We start from the raw sequence: 15,095 nt of genomic DNA, 5'->3' as shown, positions 1-15,095 counted from the left end.
CCTCGTACGATGCTGCCGGAGTCTGTGGCCTGCGCCCGGTTGATCGGTAACTACTCGGCGATGACCATTGAGACCTCCGGACCAGCCGTTGCCGACCTGCTCCAGGTCGCCGGCCTCGATGCTCATTGCGTTCGTCCGCCGGGGAAGGCCGACCTCAAGCCGGGAGACGTCGTCATGGAGATCCATTACCAGGAGCAGCTCCGTGCCGTGCCCCTCCCCGGAGGCCTGCCGATGACTCCGGGCTGGACGTTGCAGATGGGCCGCTCCGAACTAGATCGCTACATGATCGAGCTTGTCCAGCCGGGCTCGTGGATTGCAAGCATGAAGCACCTGCTTTCCGCGCACCGGGTCGGGCAACCCTGGCCGCACTACCGCAACGAGCACGAGGGCTGGCTTTAGCCTTCATAGGCGAAGTCCAAGAACCCATGGTGAGGCGTACGCGACTCGCTCCAGAATTTGACGGGCCCTTCTGGCCTATCGCGGTGCCTGACATGAGTCAAGACCAGATGTTGCTTAGCGCGGGAAATCGCAACGAAGAACTCAGATATCGCTGCAGTGGCATCGCCCCAGAAGAGCTGCTCTTCGACCCCGAGCACAACGACCTTCTCGAACTCCAGGCCCTTGCACTTGTGGATGGTCAAGAACCGGATGGCGTCCATCTCCGAAAGGCGCCGGAGGGCTTGGACGGCATCTCCGTCAACGGCAAGCTCCCGGTCGAATGCATCAAGCGCCTGCTCGATCAGATCGTCGAGCCGGGTGCCCTGCTGGTACCCGGTTGACAACGCGGCCAACGTTGGCCGCGACACCAGCTGTAGGAACTCGTAGACAAGGGTCCTCCACGCCGCGGGCTCTGCCGCCTTAAACGTAGGGTCACGTACGACCGCTCGGGCCTCGCTGATCATCCGCTTCAACTGGCCGTCGAAGCGAGATGCCTCGTCGTCGGACGTGCTCGATCGGTTAGTGATCCTCATGAGTTCGGCGTACGCGTCGGGTTGCTTGCCGCCAGCGATCACCCGAATAAAGTTGAACACGAGCGCAGCTGCTGGTTCCGCGGTGAGGTCCTGGCTGTCTTGTTCGTTACGGAAGGGGATGCCGCGATCTGCGAGTTCACGGCCGAGGACGGCCGCGACCAGGTGCGGCTGCTGGCGTACGAGGATGGCGATCTCGCTTGGTGCCGTCCCTTCGTGGAGCCAGCTGTCAACGAGCTGCGCGACGGCTTGCGCCTCGTCCTGGCTGGTTTCGAAGGACAGCACTTCGATGACGCCCTCATCTCCGGTCAGCTCCTCGTCGGGGCTGACCGCTCCAGAGTCCATCTGAGCGATCATTCGGTTCTGCATCCGCCGCAGTCGGGGGGCGGAGCGGAAGTTCTGGTACAGCGGCAGTGGTTGGGCCGAAAAGTCGTCGGCGAAGGTTTGTAGCACTCCGTCCAGTGCGCCGGCCCAGGCCATGATTCGCTGCTTGGTGTCGCCGACTGCGGTCAGGACGGCCGTGCTCTCGCCGAATGCTGCCTTTATCAGTCGGTACTGCTGGCCGGTGCAGTCTTGAAACTCGTCGAGGAAGACGTGGCTGTACGTCTGGCGGATGCCTCCTCGGGCGTAGGTGTTGGTCTCGATGATCTCCAACGCCAGGGGGACGAGGTCGTTGAAGGTGATCTGCTCGCCCTGGATCCGGTTGGCAGGGTCGATCCGATATTCCGGGTTGAGCGCGTTGTATCCGGTCAGTGCGGGCCGGTAATTGTCGATCAAGCGCTTGGCGAAGGCATGGAAGGTGAAGCTGTCGAACCTGGCTGCGAGCCGCGTGCCAGAGCGACGGCGAACGCGCTCTCGCAAGTTGCGGGCGGCGTCGACCTTGAACGAAACCGCCAGGATCCTGCGCGGGTATGGGCACTGTCCAGTGCGCAATAGAAAGTCCGCCCGTTGGGCGAGCAGCTCCGTCTTCCCGGCTCCTGGTCCCGCGGAGACAACCGCGTTCCTGTCCGACGAGGTGACGGCCGACAACGCGTTGGGTTCGAGGACCAGACCGTCGACGGGGCGCCACTGGTTAGGGCGGATCATTCCGGCAGCTCCGCTAGTTTCGTGCGCACCTGCTCGACCAGCCGAACGAGCACGTCGGGGAGGTTCTTCAGCAACTGCTGGTCATTCAGGTCTGCGAGAGCGGACAGGTGGGCAGCGGGCTTGCTTCCGAGATCGAAAATGCTGTGGTAGTCAGCGAAGAGCGCGCTGATGTCCGCGGGGAGGCGGTCTTCGTTCGCGTGGCTCTTACCGAGTACAGCCACGATGGTGGTTTCGTCCGGCTCGGTAGGACTGACGCCGTAGGCGTCGGGGTAAGCCGCCATCAACATCAGGTCGAGGTCGACCGGGTGAGAGAAGAAGACCCCTTGCTCCTCCAGCGCTTCAACAGGGCTGCGCCCGTTGAAGCGAGCGTCTACCAGGGTTGGGAAATCGCAGTCATCATTCCACTTGGGGAGTTTGTCGATCTGCTCTTCTGTGTAGGTCTCCGGGCGAACTGCGTTGATCTGTTTCAGCGCGTAGCGCACCCGCCCCCAGCCGGCCTGGTAGCGGCCAGCGTCGAGGTCAAGTAGCGTCACGTGCGGGATCTGCAGTTCGTTGAGAAGGCGCCAGAAGTGATTCACGTGCCGACCGCCCAGGGGGACCACCGAAACGGATGCGTCGTCCTCCGTGAGCCCGAAGGCCGCTAGGACACGGGGCAAGACCACTTGCTCGCTGTCGCCTTCACCGAGCACGACCAGCCGGGAGAAGTACAGCTCGGGGTAGGCCTCCACTGCCTCCCGTACGTACTTAGCGGCTGCCTCCTGCTCCTCGGGCAGGACGATGCGGTGGATCGTCGTTTCCCGGGCAGTGTTCAACCTGAGGAAGCAGATTGTGCGGGGATCGACGCGACGCAGGAGGGTGGACGCATGCGTGGCGATGAGGGCCTGCATGTCTCCGTGCGCGCAGGCACCCCGTAGTTGGCGGATGATTCGACCGAGGTACTGCGGCGCGAGGCTGTTCTCGGGCTCCTCAAGCGCGATGACGGTGTGCACAGGCGGGCGCAGGCGGTCGGCGTCGATGGAGGGCTCCTCGCCGTTGAGAACGCGCCGGGTGAGGGACTGCCAGGCAAGCACGAGCGAGATGTACAGCAAGGACTTCTGTCCGTCACTCAGCCGCTCGTAAGGCAGTGGTGACCCGTTGGGCGTGGGCGAGAAGGTCACAGTGAGCAGGCGCAATACACTCTCTAGTTCGCCTCGCCCGAAAGCGATCGACGGCTCCCTGAAGTACGCGCCGCGGTGCAGCCCATGCCACTCGTCGGCTAGTCGAAGACCGATGCTCGCTACCGTGGCGTTCTCGCCCAGCGATGAGGTGATTTGAGCAGTAAGGCCGCTCAGCGTCTCGCGCTCGGCAGTCCAGTCAGTGGCCCGCAGAACCCGCCCGATGAGCGATGCCGTCGTGTACGAGACATGGTCGGCGGGGTCCCGACGAGCCGGAAGGTAGTGCACCTCAATGTGCCCACGGTCATACCGTGACATGTCTGATCGGCGAGTCGGCTCACCCGAATCATCCGACTCCAGCACGTACTCGATCTTCTCGTCGATGACACCGTCCGACGCCAGCGACGCAGTCAATCGGACACGGGTTCGCGGAACCCCGTCGGCGGTAGCGATTGCCATATGCGAGAAATTCGGTGGAACCGACGCATGATCCCCGTCGGCTCCTGCTTCCGGGAACTCGACATCCACCTCCAGCCACAACGTCGGATCCCCGGCTTGCAAATCGCCTGCGGATTGAACGGCGGGCACATGGAAATCCTCATGTCGGATCTTACGCTGAGCCTCCAGTGGGCTGAATAGCCGCGACAATGCCTCAAGTACAGTGGTTTTACCTGAGCCGTTGGGACCGAGGACATACGCCAGGTCATCAAGATCAATTTCCGTCGGTTCCGGACCAAAGGACTGGAAGTTACTCAGCCGCAACGTCGTAATCTTCATCGGCTCCGCTCCCCGTTAATTCACACATGTCATTTTACGCAAAAGCGACCACTGATGAGGGCTGGCGGCCTGATGCGTCGGCCTCGTCAGTCAGCCTCGGACGGGATCCACGCGGCGGGTACAAGTGCTTGTCCATCGCGCCGACGCCACCGATGCACGACGTGGTCACTGAAGGCCGGATCTTCAAGGTCTGCGTGCTCCATAACGATGACCTGCAGCTTCCCGTCGAGCCTGCGGAGCGTCCGGTGGATGGCGTTGAAGATGTTCAGAAGCAGGACCCGGTCATCACTCTCAAGCACTTCTTCGCCAACGTGATCGGGTGGGAAATACACCTGCGAAGGTTGGTCGAGAATGAGCACGCCTGGCACGGGGCTGGCGTTCTCGGCGAACCACTCGTGCAGGCTGAGGAGCGTGGCCACGTGGTACCCGAGATGGTTGTCGCCGCTGCCCATATCCCTCAGGGGCACCGGCCCCTCTACGGTGTCAGCCACCACGGTGAGGCGGTTGACATCGAGGCGAATGGGCGAGCTGGAGTGTTCCAGAGCGAGTTCGAGGGCCTTCTTCCTGATCTCCACGTTGATCAGTGACAGGAAGCTGGTCAGGCGGTCGCCTTGAACATCTTCGCTGAGAAGCGTCTCCAACTCGGCAATCCGCGTCCGAAGCTCTTCGGTTCGGTCTTCAATCCTAGGGCTGACAGCGAGTTGGGCCGCCGTGTCCAGATAGAGGCTGATACGGCCTTGCACTATGGCAGCACGTCGTACGTCGTCGGGCTCTTGGTCGAGGATCCGGGTCGCCGCGGTGACCTCGTTGATCTCTTCCTGATTGCGGGCGAGTTCCGAGCGGAGTTCCTGAAGCTGGCCCTCTTCGTGGCTGATCATCCGTTCGATGGCGGGCGTGTCGCTGCGGATGGCGTTCAGGTCACCTTGGAGATGGAGCAGGTCGGCGGTCAACGCCATGACGGTGGCATGGGCGGATCTGACCGGGCTGTCGCAGACCGGGCACTGTTCAGCAGTGGATGCCTCTGGATCGCGCTTCAGCAGGCCAAGGGTGGCCAGCCGTGCGCGCTGCTCGTTGGCTTGGTCGGTGAAGTCACTGTTCTCCGCCAGGGCGGCCTTGAGGTCGGCGATCCGGACCCGCGCTCTGCTGACCCGACCGCGCAGCTCGGCACGGTGGGCGCGCAGCTCGGTGAGAGGGTCGTCGGTCCCGTCTGGACCCGGCTGTGGGCCCCTTTGGAGGAGTGCCTCACGTAGGAGGCGCAGGATGCCTTCGGCGGTCGCCTCGTGGCCATGGGGAGGGTCCGCGAGACGGGCTTCGATGGCCTCGGTGAGCAGGGCCTGTGCCTGCCCGGTGGCAGGGGCGAGGTTACTCGCGGTGGCCAGCTTGGCTTCGTGGTCGAATAGATCCCGCCGGGCGAGGCGTAGTCGACTGCGGAGAAGTGCCTGCTCACGGTCCGTCGCGCCAAGGAAGTAGGGGATGACGCCCCGGATGGTGTTCGGCCTCCACTCTTCGCCTTGCGAGTGGAAGAGCACATCTTCGTTGGCGATCTCGTTCTGGGCCTGGAAGCAGAAGAACAGTGCATGTCGGACGGAGGGCGCGATGAGTGTTGCGCGGCCGACGGCGGGGACGCGGATATTGCGGTCGATGCCGCAGAAGTCGCTCAACAGACCCTTAGCGACGTCCCTCGGCGTGACGAAGCGAAGCTCGTTCAGAGGCGGCGGCAGCGAGCCGGGCGTCTGCGAGAGGATGCAGAGGACGGTGCTGACACCGCCCTTGGCTTCCGGGGCGCGGCGGGCGACAAAGAGCTGCTCTCCGGGCTTGACGAGGGTGATCGCGAATGTGCTGACGTATTCACGGACCTTGCCGGACTTCACTGGATAGCCGGCGCTGGCGAGGCAGTAGTCGATGATCGTCAACAGGGCGCTCTTCCCGCGGCGGGAGTCTCCGGTGACGATGTTGAGACTGCCCGGCTCGAAGGGCACGGTGTGCACCTGGCCCGGCTGCTTGCCGTAGATAGTGACCGCTTTGATCTGAAAGGTCACAGCTTGACTCCGAAGAGGGTCAGGACGGTGCCAAGACTGCCGGTGCTGGGAAGCCAGCGTCCGAGCATGAGGGCTGCCCGTTGGATGTCTACGGTCTGTGGTGTCCCACCACTAGGGGTCTTGGCCAGTGCGCGGGGCACGGGGATGAGGCCGGCGGCAGTGCAGTGCAAGACACGGGACTGAAGGGCGAACAGAAGACCTGGTCTAACCACGTCGGCGAGGAGCGCGGCGTTGCGAGACATCTCGACGCGCACATGCTCGTTCGCTTCGAGCCACCCCATCAGCCCAGTGCCAGTCGTTGCTGGCAGCGCTGCCCGGATGGCGGGCTGCAAAGCCATGACGCTGGCTGTCACAGCTACGGGAAGCGGGCATGCGGCGGCGTACTCCTTGTCGTAGCCCTGAACAGCGCGGGTGCACAGGACCCCGGTGAATGCAGGGTTATATAGGGCCCGTTCCTCACGGCTGAGCTGCATCAGCGGCCCCCGGTGGGCTCAAGGAGCTCCATGAGGCGCGCGGAGAAGTCCGGGTGCCATCCGACTTTCAGTTCGTCGGCGAGCATGTGATATGAGCCTTTGGTGACGAAGATTTCGTCACAATCTGCGCGAATCGGGAAGCGGGCCTGTCGATCGACCCAGCGGTAGATCAGCCTGGCTTCCTTCTTCTTCTCCTCCTCGGAAGCCTCGATCCCGAGGTCCTCCGCCATCTCGGCGAAACGCGACTGCCATTCCTCAACGAGCCTGCGCTCGTAGTTGCCAAGCTCACCCGCACGCAGCAAGTTCTCGGCGGACCAGCGGGACCGCTGGGTGAAGGCGCGGACGTAGTCCCTCACCGCGAGACCGATCCGCTCATCTCCGACACCAATCAGCGCGAGCTGGCGGACAAACTTCCTGTCGGCTGAGCGGGAGGCGTCGGAAGCCATGTCGGAGATGTCGGGGTCGATAGGCAGATTGTCGTAGCGGAACTGTCGCTGCAGGTCGGAGAGCCGCTCATCGAATTCGACGCCGGTGACCGGACTTCCTCCTGGGGTCTGCATCTGCTCGATCACACGGTCGTAGAACCAGCCTTCCAACCGGGCAAGGAAGGCCTTCGCCGCATCGTGGCCGACCGCGAAGGCCGCGAGGCCCTTCAACGCGTCTCGGACCTCGGTGATGTCCTGAGTGCCTCCAAGGACTTCGATGCGGGAGACCAAGGACTGCTGCAGCGGCCTATCCCCCAGATCCAGATCATCGAAGGCCTCGAAGCACTTTGGAAGGGACCCCTTCTTCGCCTTCGACGCCTTACGGGCCTCGCGGAGCAAGTGCAGAGCGCGGTCTTCATCGCGATGCTGGCTGCTTCGAGGCTGCAGGCAGAAGGCTGCACTGCCTTCAGGGAGCTCAGCTGTCGTCAGCAGGAACAGTTTCGTCTCAGTGAGCGCGATCCGGCTGGACTTGGCAGCCTCCGCCCAGATCCGCAACGTCTTCCAGAGGTCCTCGGACAGATCGGTCATGCGAACGCCCTCGGCGCGCTGCTTGAGCTGGACCAGGCTCCTATCCGGGCCCCGTTGGATTTCGATGTCGTCAGCTGCTTCGACCGCAACGTCCCAGTCCATGCCGCCGCTCATCCACTGCTCAATACAGATGTGCAGCGCCTTCGCGAACTGAAGAAGGTATCCGAGTGCCGACGCCGACGCCTCATACTGCTCACCCGTGTCTGTCATCGTCCACGCTCCCCCCAGACCGACCCGGCGATCATTCCACGGAGGTGAACGCCGCGCCCATAGAGATGCGCAAAGAGGAGCAGCGAAGTAAGGCGATGAGGACCACTTCCCCCTCCTGGGCACCCTCCGCATGTTGACCCCTCCTCGGGCTCCAGTTGCGGGGACCCAACCTGAACACACCCACTTGACAGGGAACACCACCGCCGCCCGTACCCGGTCCTTGCTCTCCGTCAGGCTCTTGTCCGGCAGCCCCACCAGCGTGAACGCCGCCACGCCGGGCTCCAGGTCGGCCTGGACCTCGACCACCACGCCCTCGACGCCCACCAGCGCCACCGAGCACGTCCGCGCGAACCCCATCTCACGCCACCCCCCGCGCGTGCTCGACCACGGGCGCCCCGCGCTGGGGCAGCAGCACGCCGACCACGTCGATGCGGACCCCGCCCGGCGGCGCTCCTCCGTGGACGTGGATCCAGTGTTCGGCGAGGCCGCGCAGGCGCTCCGCCTTCTCGCGGGTCACCCCGGCCATGGGGTGTTCGAAGAACCCCGCCCGCCGGGTCTTGACCTCGCAGACCACCAGGACGTCCCCGTCCCGCGCCACGATGTCGATCTCGCCCGACCTGCCGCAGCGCCAGTTGCGCTCCAGGATCGTGAGACCGGCTTCCGTCAGCCGCCGCGCGGCCAGCGTCTCGCCGTACCTGCCGAGTGCGCTGCGTGCCCGATTCGTGTTCATGTCGGCACCACCTCCGGCGCCAACCGTCACGCATCTCCCACCCAGAAGTGGATCTTGGTGGGTTCCTCAGCGATTGTGGACAACTCCGTCACTCACACGAGTGAGGCCACGTCACCCCCGAAGCCCGGGTCAGCCGCCCGGAAGCTCCAGGTCGGTCTTGTTCAGCTCCTCGATGTTCACGTCCTTGAACGTGAGTACGCGGACCTGTTTCACGAAGCGGGCGGGCCGGTACATGTCCCAGACCCAGGCGTCCGCCATGGACACCTCGAAGAACACCTCGCCCTGGACCGAGTGCACCTGCATCTCGTAGTCGTTGGTGAGGTAGAAGCGCCGCTCGGTCTCGATCACGTATTTGAACAGACCGACGACATCGCGGTACTCCCGGTAGAGCTTCAGCTCCATCTCGGTCTCGTACTTTTCGAGGTCCTCGGCGCTCATGGCATGTTCCCCTTCAGCCGTGCGATCCCACCATTGTGCGCCAGTACCGCGCGCCCCTAGACGATTTCCGTGTCAAGGGTGACGGGCCTGACGGGGGGACCTTCGTCGAGCAGCCTACGGAACAGCTCGGCGAGTCTGGTCGGATACACCGTCTCATGTGCCCGGGTCAGTTCCCGGCACGTCCACCAACGCGCTCCCACGACACTGCGCCGCTCCAGCTCGGTCAGGGCTCTGGCCTCGGGCATCACCTCAAACGTATGCGGCGTCCGGGCCAGGTAGTACCACTCGTCCTGGTCCCAGCGGCGGCCGGCGAACGGGAAGGAGCACATCCGCCGCCACAGCAGCGGGCCGAGTTCGACGTCCGTGATGCCCGTCTCCTCGGCGAGTTCCCGCAGCGCGGCCTGCTCACGGGTCTCGTCGCCCTCCAGTCCGCCGCCGGGCGTGAACCACCAGTCGTCGGCCGGGTCGTCCGGTTCATGGCCGTGCAGGAGCAGGATGCGGTCGTCGGGGTCCAGGAGAACGACCCTGGCCACCCTGCGCGGGGCGCTGTGGGCGCCCTCCGGCAGCGCCTCAGCGGCCACCGGCGGGCTCCGTACGGCCGCGGCCGCGGGAGCGGCCCAGCAGGCCGGCGATCGGGCCGTACGCGCCGCCGGCGAGGACCAGCACGGCACCGCCCACGATCATGAACTCGATGACACGCAGCGGACCCGGTTGGGAGAGGGCGCCGAGCGTCTCGAATCCGGTCGGCCGCTTGAGCAGGCCCTTCATGGGCCAGATGACGGAGTCCACACGGGCGCTCACGGCGCTGCGCGCCACCGTGCCCTTCGCCGCGTCCGTGAGGTGGGCGGTGGAGTCCAGGGAGCCCTGGCGCTCGTCACCGAGGAGGAAGAGCCGGCCCTTGGGGACGGTGACGGTCGGGAAGCCCTGGAGCTCGGCCAGACTGCCCGCCGGCAGATACGGCTCGTCGATCTGCTTGCCGTTGACGGTCAGCTTGCCGTTCGTGCAGCAGGCGACGGTGTCACCGCCGATCGCGACCACGCGCTTGACGACGTCCGCGTTGGTGACCCAGCTCGTGTCGTGGAAGACCACCACGTCACCCCGGCGCACCTCGCTGCCGTCGATGCGCTGGCCGAGGACCCGGTCCCCGGCGTCGATGGTCGGGGTCATCGAACCGGTGGGCACGGTGTACGGCCGGTAGACCACCGCTCCCCAGGCGAACCCGCCGAGGAACAGCACGATGCCCAGCGCGACGGCGATCCCGGACAAGCGATTTCCGAGCGTGCCGCCGGCCTGCGCCGTGCCGGTGCTGGTGCCTCCGCTGCGCGGGGCCGTACGTATCGTGCTCTCGCCACCCATGAGGCCGCACCCTACCCGGCGGTACCGGGCAGGGGCAGCCCTTCTTCCCCGCCCCTGGTCACAAGCTCCCCAAGGGTTTCACATGGGCCGGTCAGCACCGGCCGGCAGCGGCCGGGCTCGCTCCGGTCAGCGCTTGCCGGCGGCCGTCGGCCGCTTCTCGAACTTCGACTCGATCCGCTCGCCCCGCCGGCGGCGCCACACCGCGATCGGCAGGACGGCCGCGACGGCCACGCCCTCCGGGGCCACCGAGAGGGAGGCCGCGGCGGACGACTGCGTGTTGATGCCGCTCTGGTCGAAGGTGTCCGGGACGGGCAGGGTGCCCCAGCGGTTGATCGGCCAGGCCTTGACGATGGCGCGGCCGACGACGTCCTTGACCGGGACCATGCCGTGGTGCTTGTCGGACTGGTTGTAGCGCGAGTCGCGGGAGTTCTGGCGGTGGTCGCCCATCACCCAGATGTAGCCCTTGGGCACCTTCACCGTGAACTGGCCGCCCTGGTCGTCGACGCTGCACGGGGTGTTGCCCGGATACACATACGGCTCGTTCAGAGCATGGCCGTTGACCATGACCGGGCCGCTGTTCTTACAGGAGACGGTGTCGCCGCCGACACCGATGACCCGCTTGATGAGGTCCTTCTCCTCGGCGGACGGCATCAGGCCGATCCAGCTGAGGAACGTCTGGATCGCGTTCGGCTGGGCCGTGGGCTCGCCGGCCAGCCAGTCGTCCGGGTCGTGGAAGACGACGACCTCGCCGCGGTCCGGCTTGGAGCCGAACCACGGGGTGAGCTTGTCGACCAGGACCCGGTCACCCTGCTGGAGGGTGTTCTGCATCGAGTCCGACGGGATCGAGAACGCCTGCACCAGAAACGTCTTGATCAGCAGCGCCAGCACCAGCGCGATACCGATCAGGATCGGCAGCTCCTTCCAGAAGGAGCGGGGCTTCTTCGGTGCGGGCGCCGCCGAGTCGCCCGCACCCCCGTCCGTGTCCCCGCCGCCACCGCCGGGGTACGGGCCGTCCGCCGGACCGCCGTCCCCGGCCGGACCACCGTTATTCCCGGAGGTGGAACCACCGTCGACGGGGGGGACATTCTCCACGGGGCGCCCGCTGTGCTCCTCGCCGTCGTGTCCCGACCGTGCGCCAACCGCCACATCCCCCACGCCAACTCCTTACTCCGTGCCGCCGCCCGCGCCATCCCCGGCGCAGACCCACCACTCCCATAACGAGCGGGAGTTCCGCAGGGCTCGGGAGTTGGATGTATCCGTTCGGATCGTCGGAGGCAACCCTATGCGACAGGTGGGGAGCCGCGGTCGACCCCGACACGGAGTTCGAAACGCTTGCGAAGGTTTTAGGTTCGTTCAGCGAGGTCCAGTGCCCGAACGGCCAGCCGATCCACTTGGCCCGGCCCACCACCAGGCTCACCGGGACGGTGCCGCCGTAGTCGGTGTCCTGGTGCGCCCGGGAGTCGGCCGAGTTGCCGCGGTGGTCGCCCATCACCCACAGCCGCCCCTGCGGGACGGTGATGTCGAACTCGGTGGCGGACGGGACGTTCCCCGGATAGAGGTAGTCGCCCTCGGTCAGCGGTACGCCGTTGACGGTGACCCGGCCCTGCGCGTCGCAGCACTTGACGTGGTCGCCGCCGACACCGATGACCCGCTTGATGAGGTCCTTCTCGTTGGCGGAGGGCAGCAGACCGATGAAGGTGAGGCCTTCCTTGATCTGCTTGACGACGATCGGGTCGTTCGCCTTGGTGGTCTGCTCGCCGTCCAGCCAGCCGCCCGGGTCGTGGAAGACGACGACGTCACCGCGGTGCGGCTCGGAGCCGAACCACGGAGTGAACTTGTCGACCAGGACACGGTCGCCGATCCGGATCGTCTGCTCCATCGAACCCGAGGGGATCACGAAGGCCTGGACGAGGAAGGTCTTCAGCACGAGGGCTATCAGGACGGCCACACCGACCAGCAGCGGTATCTCCCGCATCGCGCCGCGCCGGCGCTTGCGCTTGACCTTGCGCTGCAGCTTGCGCCGCTCCGCGCGGGACCGGCCGCCGGACGGTCCGGAGGAGCGCCGGAGCCCGGTGGGCAGCAGGTTGGCGGTGGCGTCGCTGGGCACGCCGCGCGGTTTGCCGCGGTTACCCATGGGCCGCTCCCGCCCCCTTCGATCCCTGTGCCGCCGGCACGCGCGCGTAGGCGGCGGGACGGGTGAGGTGGGTCCAGTGCGCGTACGGCCAGACGATCCAGTCGGCCCGTCCGATCACGTCCCCGACGGGGATCATGCCGCCGCCGGGCGAGCCCAGATGGTCGCGGGAGTCGCTGGAGTCACTGCGGTGGTCACCCAGGACGAAGAGCGTGCCCTCGGGGACCTGGACGTAGAAGGGCACGGTGGACGGGGTGTCCCCGGGATAGAGGAACGCGGTCTCGTCGACCGGCCGGCCGTTCACCTTGATCCTCCCCTCCTTGTCGCAGCAGACCACACGGTCTCCTCCCACACCGACAACGCGTTTGATGTAGTCGGCGTCCCCGAAGTACCCGGTGCCGTCGAACACGACGACATCGCCTCGGCGCGGCTCGGCACCGAAACGGTACGCCAACTTATTTACGAGAACTCGGTCCCCGATCCTCAATCCCTGTTCCATGGATCCGCTGGGAATCTGGAATGGTTGCGCCACGAGAGTGTTCAGGACGAGCAAAAACGCCAGGCAGGCGAAGAGGGTCAGGGTGATCCAGCCGCCCGGCAGCCAGTCGGTGACCCGCGTCAGGAACGCGAAACGCGACCGGTCCTCCTTGGCCTCCGGTTCGGGGCTGGAGGAGCGGTCGCGCTCCGTCGGCTGTGCTTCGGTGTCCATCGGGGCCAGATGTTATCCGGCCTCGGTAAGGCACCTTGTTATCGGCTCGCTCGCCTACGGCTCACGAGCCTGGTGGCACGCGATCAGTTGTCGCGCTTCTCCTTGATCTTCGCGGCCTTGCCGCGCAGGTCGCGCAGGTAGTAGAGCTTGGCGCGACGCACGTCACCGCGGGTGACGAGCTCGATCTTCTCGACGATCGGGGTGTGCACCGGGAAGGTGCGCTCGACGCCGACGGAGAAGGAGACCTTGCGGACCGTGAAGGTCTCGCGGACACCGCTGCCCTGGCGGCGGATCACAACGCCCTTGAACTGCTGCACACGGGAGCGGTTGCCCTCGATGACGCGGACGTGGACGTTGACGGTGTCACCCGGGCGGAAGGCCGGGACGTCGCTGCGCAGCGACGCGGAGTCGACGGTGTCGAGCAGGTGAGACATTTTTCGTCTGCTTTCTTCGCTGATGCCACAGGTCATCAACGGGAACTAGATGTTCTTCGGAAGTGGGCCGTGCCGTCGGGGTGGGCGTCGTCTCCCCCTGTGGCAGGGGCGCACACCGGACGGTTCACAGCACAACAGCCGCCTATTCTTCCACGCCGGGGGCCCGGCGCCAAAATCGGCCGTGGGGCTCCCCCTCCGGGTCCGGTGCCCAGCCCAGGATGGAGAGCATCTCGCGGTCCTTCTTGTCGAACGCCTTGGGGTCGCAGCGCTCGATCAGGTCGGGCCGGTGCGCGGTCGTACGCTTCAGGGCCTCGTCACGGCGCCAGCGGGCGATCTTCCCGTGGTGGCCGCTGAGCAGCACCTCCGGGATCTCGCGCCCCCGCCACTCGGGCGGCTTGGTGTAGACGGGGCCTTCCAGGAGGCCGGCCATGGCGCCGGGCGCGAAGGAGTCGTCCCGGTGCGACTCGGCGTTGCCGAGGACGCCGGGCAGCAGCCTGGCCACGGCCTCGGTGACGACGAGTACGGCCGCCTCGCCGCCGGCCAGCACATAGTCGCCGATGGACACCTCGTGGACCGGCATCCGGGTGGCGTACTCGTCGATGACCCGCCGGTCGATGCCCTCGTAGCGGGCCGGTGTGAAGATCAGCCAGGGGCGCTCGGAGAGTTCGACCGCGAGTTCCTGGGTGAAGGGGCGGCCGCTGGGGGTGGGCACGATCAGCGCGGGGGCGTGCGCGCCGGTCTCGTAGCCGTCGGCGAGGACGGTGTCGAGGGCGTCCCCCCAGGGGTCGGTCTTCATGACCATGCCGGGACCGCCGCCGTACGGGGTGTCGTCGACCGTGTTGTGCCGGTCGTACGTCCAGGTCCGCAGATCGTGCACCCGCACGTCGAGCTGCCCACGCGCGCGTGCCTTGCCGACGAGCGAGACGTTCAGCGGTTCCAGGTACTCGGGGAAGATCGTGACGACGTCGAGGCGCATCAGGACTCGTCCCGGGAGGAGGCGCTGGGTCCATCAGCGGCTTCGTCGTGGAAGTCGTGGACCGCGTGGTCGTCGATCAGGCCCGGCGGGGGCGCGATGACGGCCTTCTGCTCCTCCAGGTCGATCTCGGTGACGATCTGCTCGACGAACGGGATCATCACCTCGCTGCCGTCGGGGCGCTCGACGATGAACAGGTCCTGGGAGGGCAGGTGCGAGATCTCGGTGATCCGGCCGACCTCGGTGCCGTCCTCGGTGACCACGTCCAGGTCGATCAGCTGGTGGTCGTAGTACTCGTCCTCGTCCTCGGGCAGTTCCTCCGGATCGACCTCGGCGATCAGGATGGTGTTGCGCAGGGCCTCGGCCCCGGTGCGGTCCTTGACGCCCTCGAAGCGCAGAAGCAGACGGCCGCTGTGCACCCGGCCCGTCTCGATGGTCAGCGGTCCCGTCGAGGCGGGATCGGTGGCGAGTACGGCGCCGGGCGCGAGCCTGAGCTCCGGCTCGTCGGTGCGTACCTCGACGGTGACCTCGCCCTTGATGCCGTGGGCGCGGCCGATCCGTGCGACTACCAGCTGCACTGTGCTTGCTCTCCTGTCATAGGACT

16 protein-coding genes and 1 pseudogene are annotated in these 15,095 nt (G+C 66.1%); 1 reads left to right on the top strand and 16 read right to left on the bottom strand.

What is annotated here, in order from left to right:
• Positions 1 to 60 precede the first annotated feature (60 nt).
• Positions 61 to 399, top strand: a complete 339-nt coding sequence (locus tag ACWDGI_RS35055) for a hypothetical protein (RefSeq protein WP_450766057.1) — start codon at positions 61 to 63, stop codon at positions 397 to 399.
• On the opposite strand, the gene ACWDGI_RS35050 is transcribed toward ACWDGI_RS35055, so the two are convergent.
• The 16 genes and pseudogenes from ACWDGI_RS35050 to rimM all read right to left on the bottom strand — a co-directional run bounded on the left by ACWDGI_RS35050 (position 396) and on the right by rimM (position 15,069).
• Positions 396 to 2,054 carry a UvrD-helicase domain-containing protein gene (locus ACWDGI_RS35050; protein ID WP_450766055.1) on the bottom strand — a complete coding sequence of 553 codons (1,659 nt, stop codon included), beginning with the start codon at positions 2,052 to 2,054 and terminating at the stop codon, positions 396 to 398. The genes ACWDGI_RS35055 and ACWDGI_RS35050 overlap by 4 nt on opposite strands.
• Positions 2,051 to 3,985, bottom strand: a complete 1,935-nt coding sequence (locus ACWDGI_RS35045; RefSeq protein ID WP_450766053.1) for an ATP-dependent nuclease — start codon at positions 3,983 to 3,985, stop codon at positions 2,051 to 2,053. Before ACWDGI_RS35045 ends, ACWDGI_RS35050 begins: the two co-directional genes overlap by 4 nt.
• Positions 3,986 to 4,071: 86 nt before the next feature.
• On the bottom strand, positions 4,072 to 6,024 hold the full coding sequence (locus ACWDGI_RS35040; RefSeq protein ID WP_450766051.1) for a DUF3732 domain-containing protein: 1,953 nt from the start codon (positions 6,022 to 6,024) through the stop codon (positions 4,072 to 4,074).
• The gene (locus ACWDGI_RS35035; RefSeq protein ID WP_450766049.1) at positions 6,021 to 6,497 is read right to left on the bottom strand and encodes a three component ABC system middle component; all 477 of its coding nucleotides are present in this window, start codon (positions 6,495 to 6,497) and stop codon (positions 6,021 to 6,023) included. Before ACWDGI_RS35035 ends, ACWDGI_RS35040 begins: the two co-directional genes overlap by 4 nt.
• Complete coding sequence (locus ACWDGI_RS35030; protein ID WP_450766087.1) at positions 6,497 to 7,720, bottom strand: ABC-three component system protein; 1,224 nt, start codon at positions 7,718 to 7,720, stop codon at positions 6,497 to 6,499. Before ACWDGI_RS35030 ends, ACWDGI_RS35035 begins: the two co-directional genes overlap by 1 nt.
• A gap of 138 nt (positions 7,721 to 7,858) precedes the next feature.
• Positions 7,859 to 8,077: pseudogene (locus ACWDGI_RS35025) on the bottom strand (magnesium chelatase domain-containing protein); the annotation flags it as partial.
• 1 nt (position 8,078) lies between these two features.
• A complete protein-coding gene (locus tag ACWDGI_RS35020; RefSeq protein WP_450766048.1) occupies positions 8,079 to 8,450 on the bottom strand; it encodes a YraN family protein in 372 nt (123 codons plus the stop codon).
• 129 nt (positions 8,451 to 8,579) lie between these two features.
• Positions 8,580 to 8,888, bottom strand: coding sequence for a DUF2469 domain-containing protein (locus ACWDGI_RS35015; RefSeq protein ID WP_008745401.1), 309 nt, complete (start codon positions 8,886 to 8,888; stop codon positions 8,580 to 8,582).
• Between the two features lie 56 nt (positions 8,889 to 8,944).
• A complete protein-coding gene (locus tag ACWDGI_RS35010) occupies positions 8,945 to 9,469 on the bottom strand; it encodes an NUDIX hydrolase (RefSeq protein WP_450766046.1) in 525 nt (174 codons plus the stop codon).
• Positions 9,459 to 10,244, bottom strand: a complete 786-nt coding sequence (lepB, locus tag ACWDGI_RS35005) for a signal peptidase I (RefSeq protein WP_450766044.1) — start codon at positions 10,242 to 10,244, stop codon at positions 9,459 to 9,461. The genes ACWDGI_RS35010 and lepB (ACWDGI_RS35005) overlap by 11 nt, the downstream gene beginning before the upstream one ends.
• A 126-nt stretch (positions 10,245 to 10,370) precedes the next feature.
• Positions 10,371 to 11,399, bottom strand: coding sequence for a signal peptidase I (gene lepB, locus ACWDGI_RS35000; protein ID WP_450766042.1), 1,029 nt, complete (start codon positions 11,397 to 11,399; stop codon positions 10,371 to 10,373).
• The gene (gene lepB / locus ACWDGI_RS34995) at positions 11,290 to 12,378 is read right to left on the bottom strand and encodes a signal peptidase I (RefSeq protein WP_450766040.1); all 1,089 of its coding nucleotides are present in this window, start codon (positions 12,376 to 12,378) and stop codon (positions 11,290 to 11,292) included. Before lepB (ACWDGI_RS34995) ends, lepB (ACWDGI_RS35000) begins: the two co-directional genes overlap by 110 nt.
• Positions 12,371 to 13,084 (bottom strand): signal peptidase I, encoded by a 714-nt coding sequence (lepB, locus tag ACWDGI_RS34990; RefSeq protein ID WP_450766038.1) that lies wholly within the window; start codon positions 13,082 to 13,084, stop codon positions 12,371 to 12,373. Before lepB (ACWDGI_RS34990) ends, lepB (ACWDGI_RS34995) begins: the two co-directional genes overlap by 8 nt.
• An 83-nt stretch (positions 13,085 to 13,167) precedes the next feature.
• Entirely contained in the window at positions 13,168 to 13,518 is a 351-nt protein-coding gene (rplS, locus tag ACWDGI_RS34985; protein ID WP_351323547.1) for a 50S ribosomal protein L19, read from the bottom strand.
• Between the two features lie 142 nt (positions 13,519 to 13,660).
• A complete protein-coding gene (gene trmD, locus ACWDGI_RS34980; protein WP_450766036.1) occupies positions 13,661 to 14,494 on the bottom strand; it encodes a tRNA (guanosine(37)-N1)-methyltransferase TrmD in 834 nt (277 codons plus the stop codon).
• Complete coding sequence (gene rimM, locus ACWDGI_RS34975; RefSeq protein WP_450766034.1) at positions 14,494 to 15,069, bottom strand: ribosome maturation factor RimM; 576 nt, start codon at positions 15,067 to 15,069, stop codon at positions 14,494 to 14,496. The genes trmD and rimM overlap by 1 nt, the downstream gene beginning before the upstream one ends.
• Positions 15,070 to 15,095 lie beyond the last annotated feature (26 nt).

The sequence above is a fragment of the Streptomyces sp. NPDC001220 genome (assembly GCF_053597895.1).
This window is presented reverse-complemented; position numbering and strand designations above follow the sequence as displayed.

Bases quoted from the DNA above. Each gene is read 5' to 3' on its own strand.
- lepB (WP_450766038.1), bottom strand. From the start codon at position 13,084: ATGGACACCGAAGCACAGCCGACGGAGCGCGACCGCTCCTCCAGCCCC.
- ACWDGI_RS35050 (WP_450766055.1), bottom strand. From the start codon at position 2,054: ATGATCCGCCCTAACCAGTGGCGCCCCGTCGACGGTCTGGTCCTCGAA.
- ACWDGI_RS35030 (WP_450766087.1), bottom strand. From the start codon at position 7,720: ATGACAGACACGGGTGAGCAGTATGAGGCGTCGGCGTCGGCACTCGGA.
- trmD (WP_450766036.1), bottom strand. From the start codon at position 14,494: ATGCGCCTCGACGTCGTCACGATCTTCCCCGAGTACCTGGAACCGCTG.
- lepB (WP_450766044.1), bottom strand. From the start codon at position 10,244: ATGGGTGGCGAGAGCACGATACGTACGGCCCCGCGCAGCGGAGGCACC.
- rplS (WP_351323547.1), bottom strand. From the start codon at position 13,518: ATGTCTCACCTGCTCGACACCGTCGACTCCGCGTCGCTGCGCAGCGAC.
- ACWDGI_RS35020 (WP_450766048.1), bottom strand. From the start codon at position 8,450: ATGAACACGAATCGGGCACGCAGCGCACTCGGCAGGTACGGCGAGACG.
- lepB (WP_450766040.1), bottom strand. From the start codon at position 12,378: ATGGGTAACCGCGGCAAACCGCGCGGCGTGCCCAGCGACGCCACCGCC.
- ACWDGI_RS35045 (WP_450766053.1), bottom strand. From the start codon at position 3,985: ATGAAGATTACGACGTTGCGGCTGAGTAACTTCCAGTCCTTTGGTCCG.
- ACWDGI_RS35015 (WP_008745401.1), bottom strand. From the start codon at position 8,888: ATGAGCGCCGAGGACCTCGAAAAGTACGAGACCGAGATGGAGCTGAAG.
- ACWDGI_RS35035 (WP_450766049.1), bottom strand. From the start codon at position 6,497: ATGCAGCTCAGCCGTGAGGAACGGGCCCTATATAACCCTGCATTCACC.
- ACWDGI_RS35055 (WP_450766057.1), top strand. From the start codon at position 61: ATGACCATTGAGACCTCCGGACCAGCCGTTGCCGACCTGCTCCAGGTC.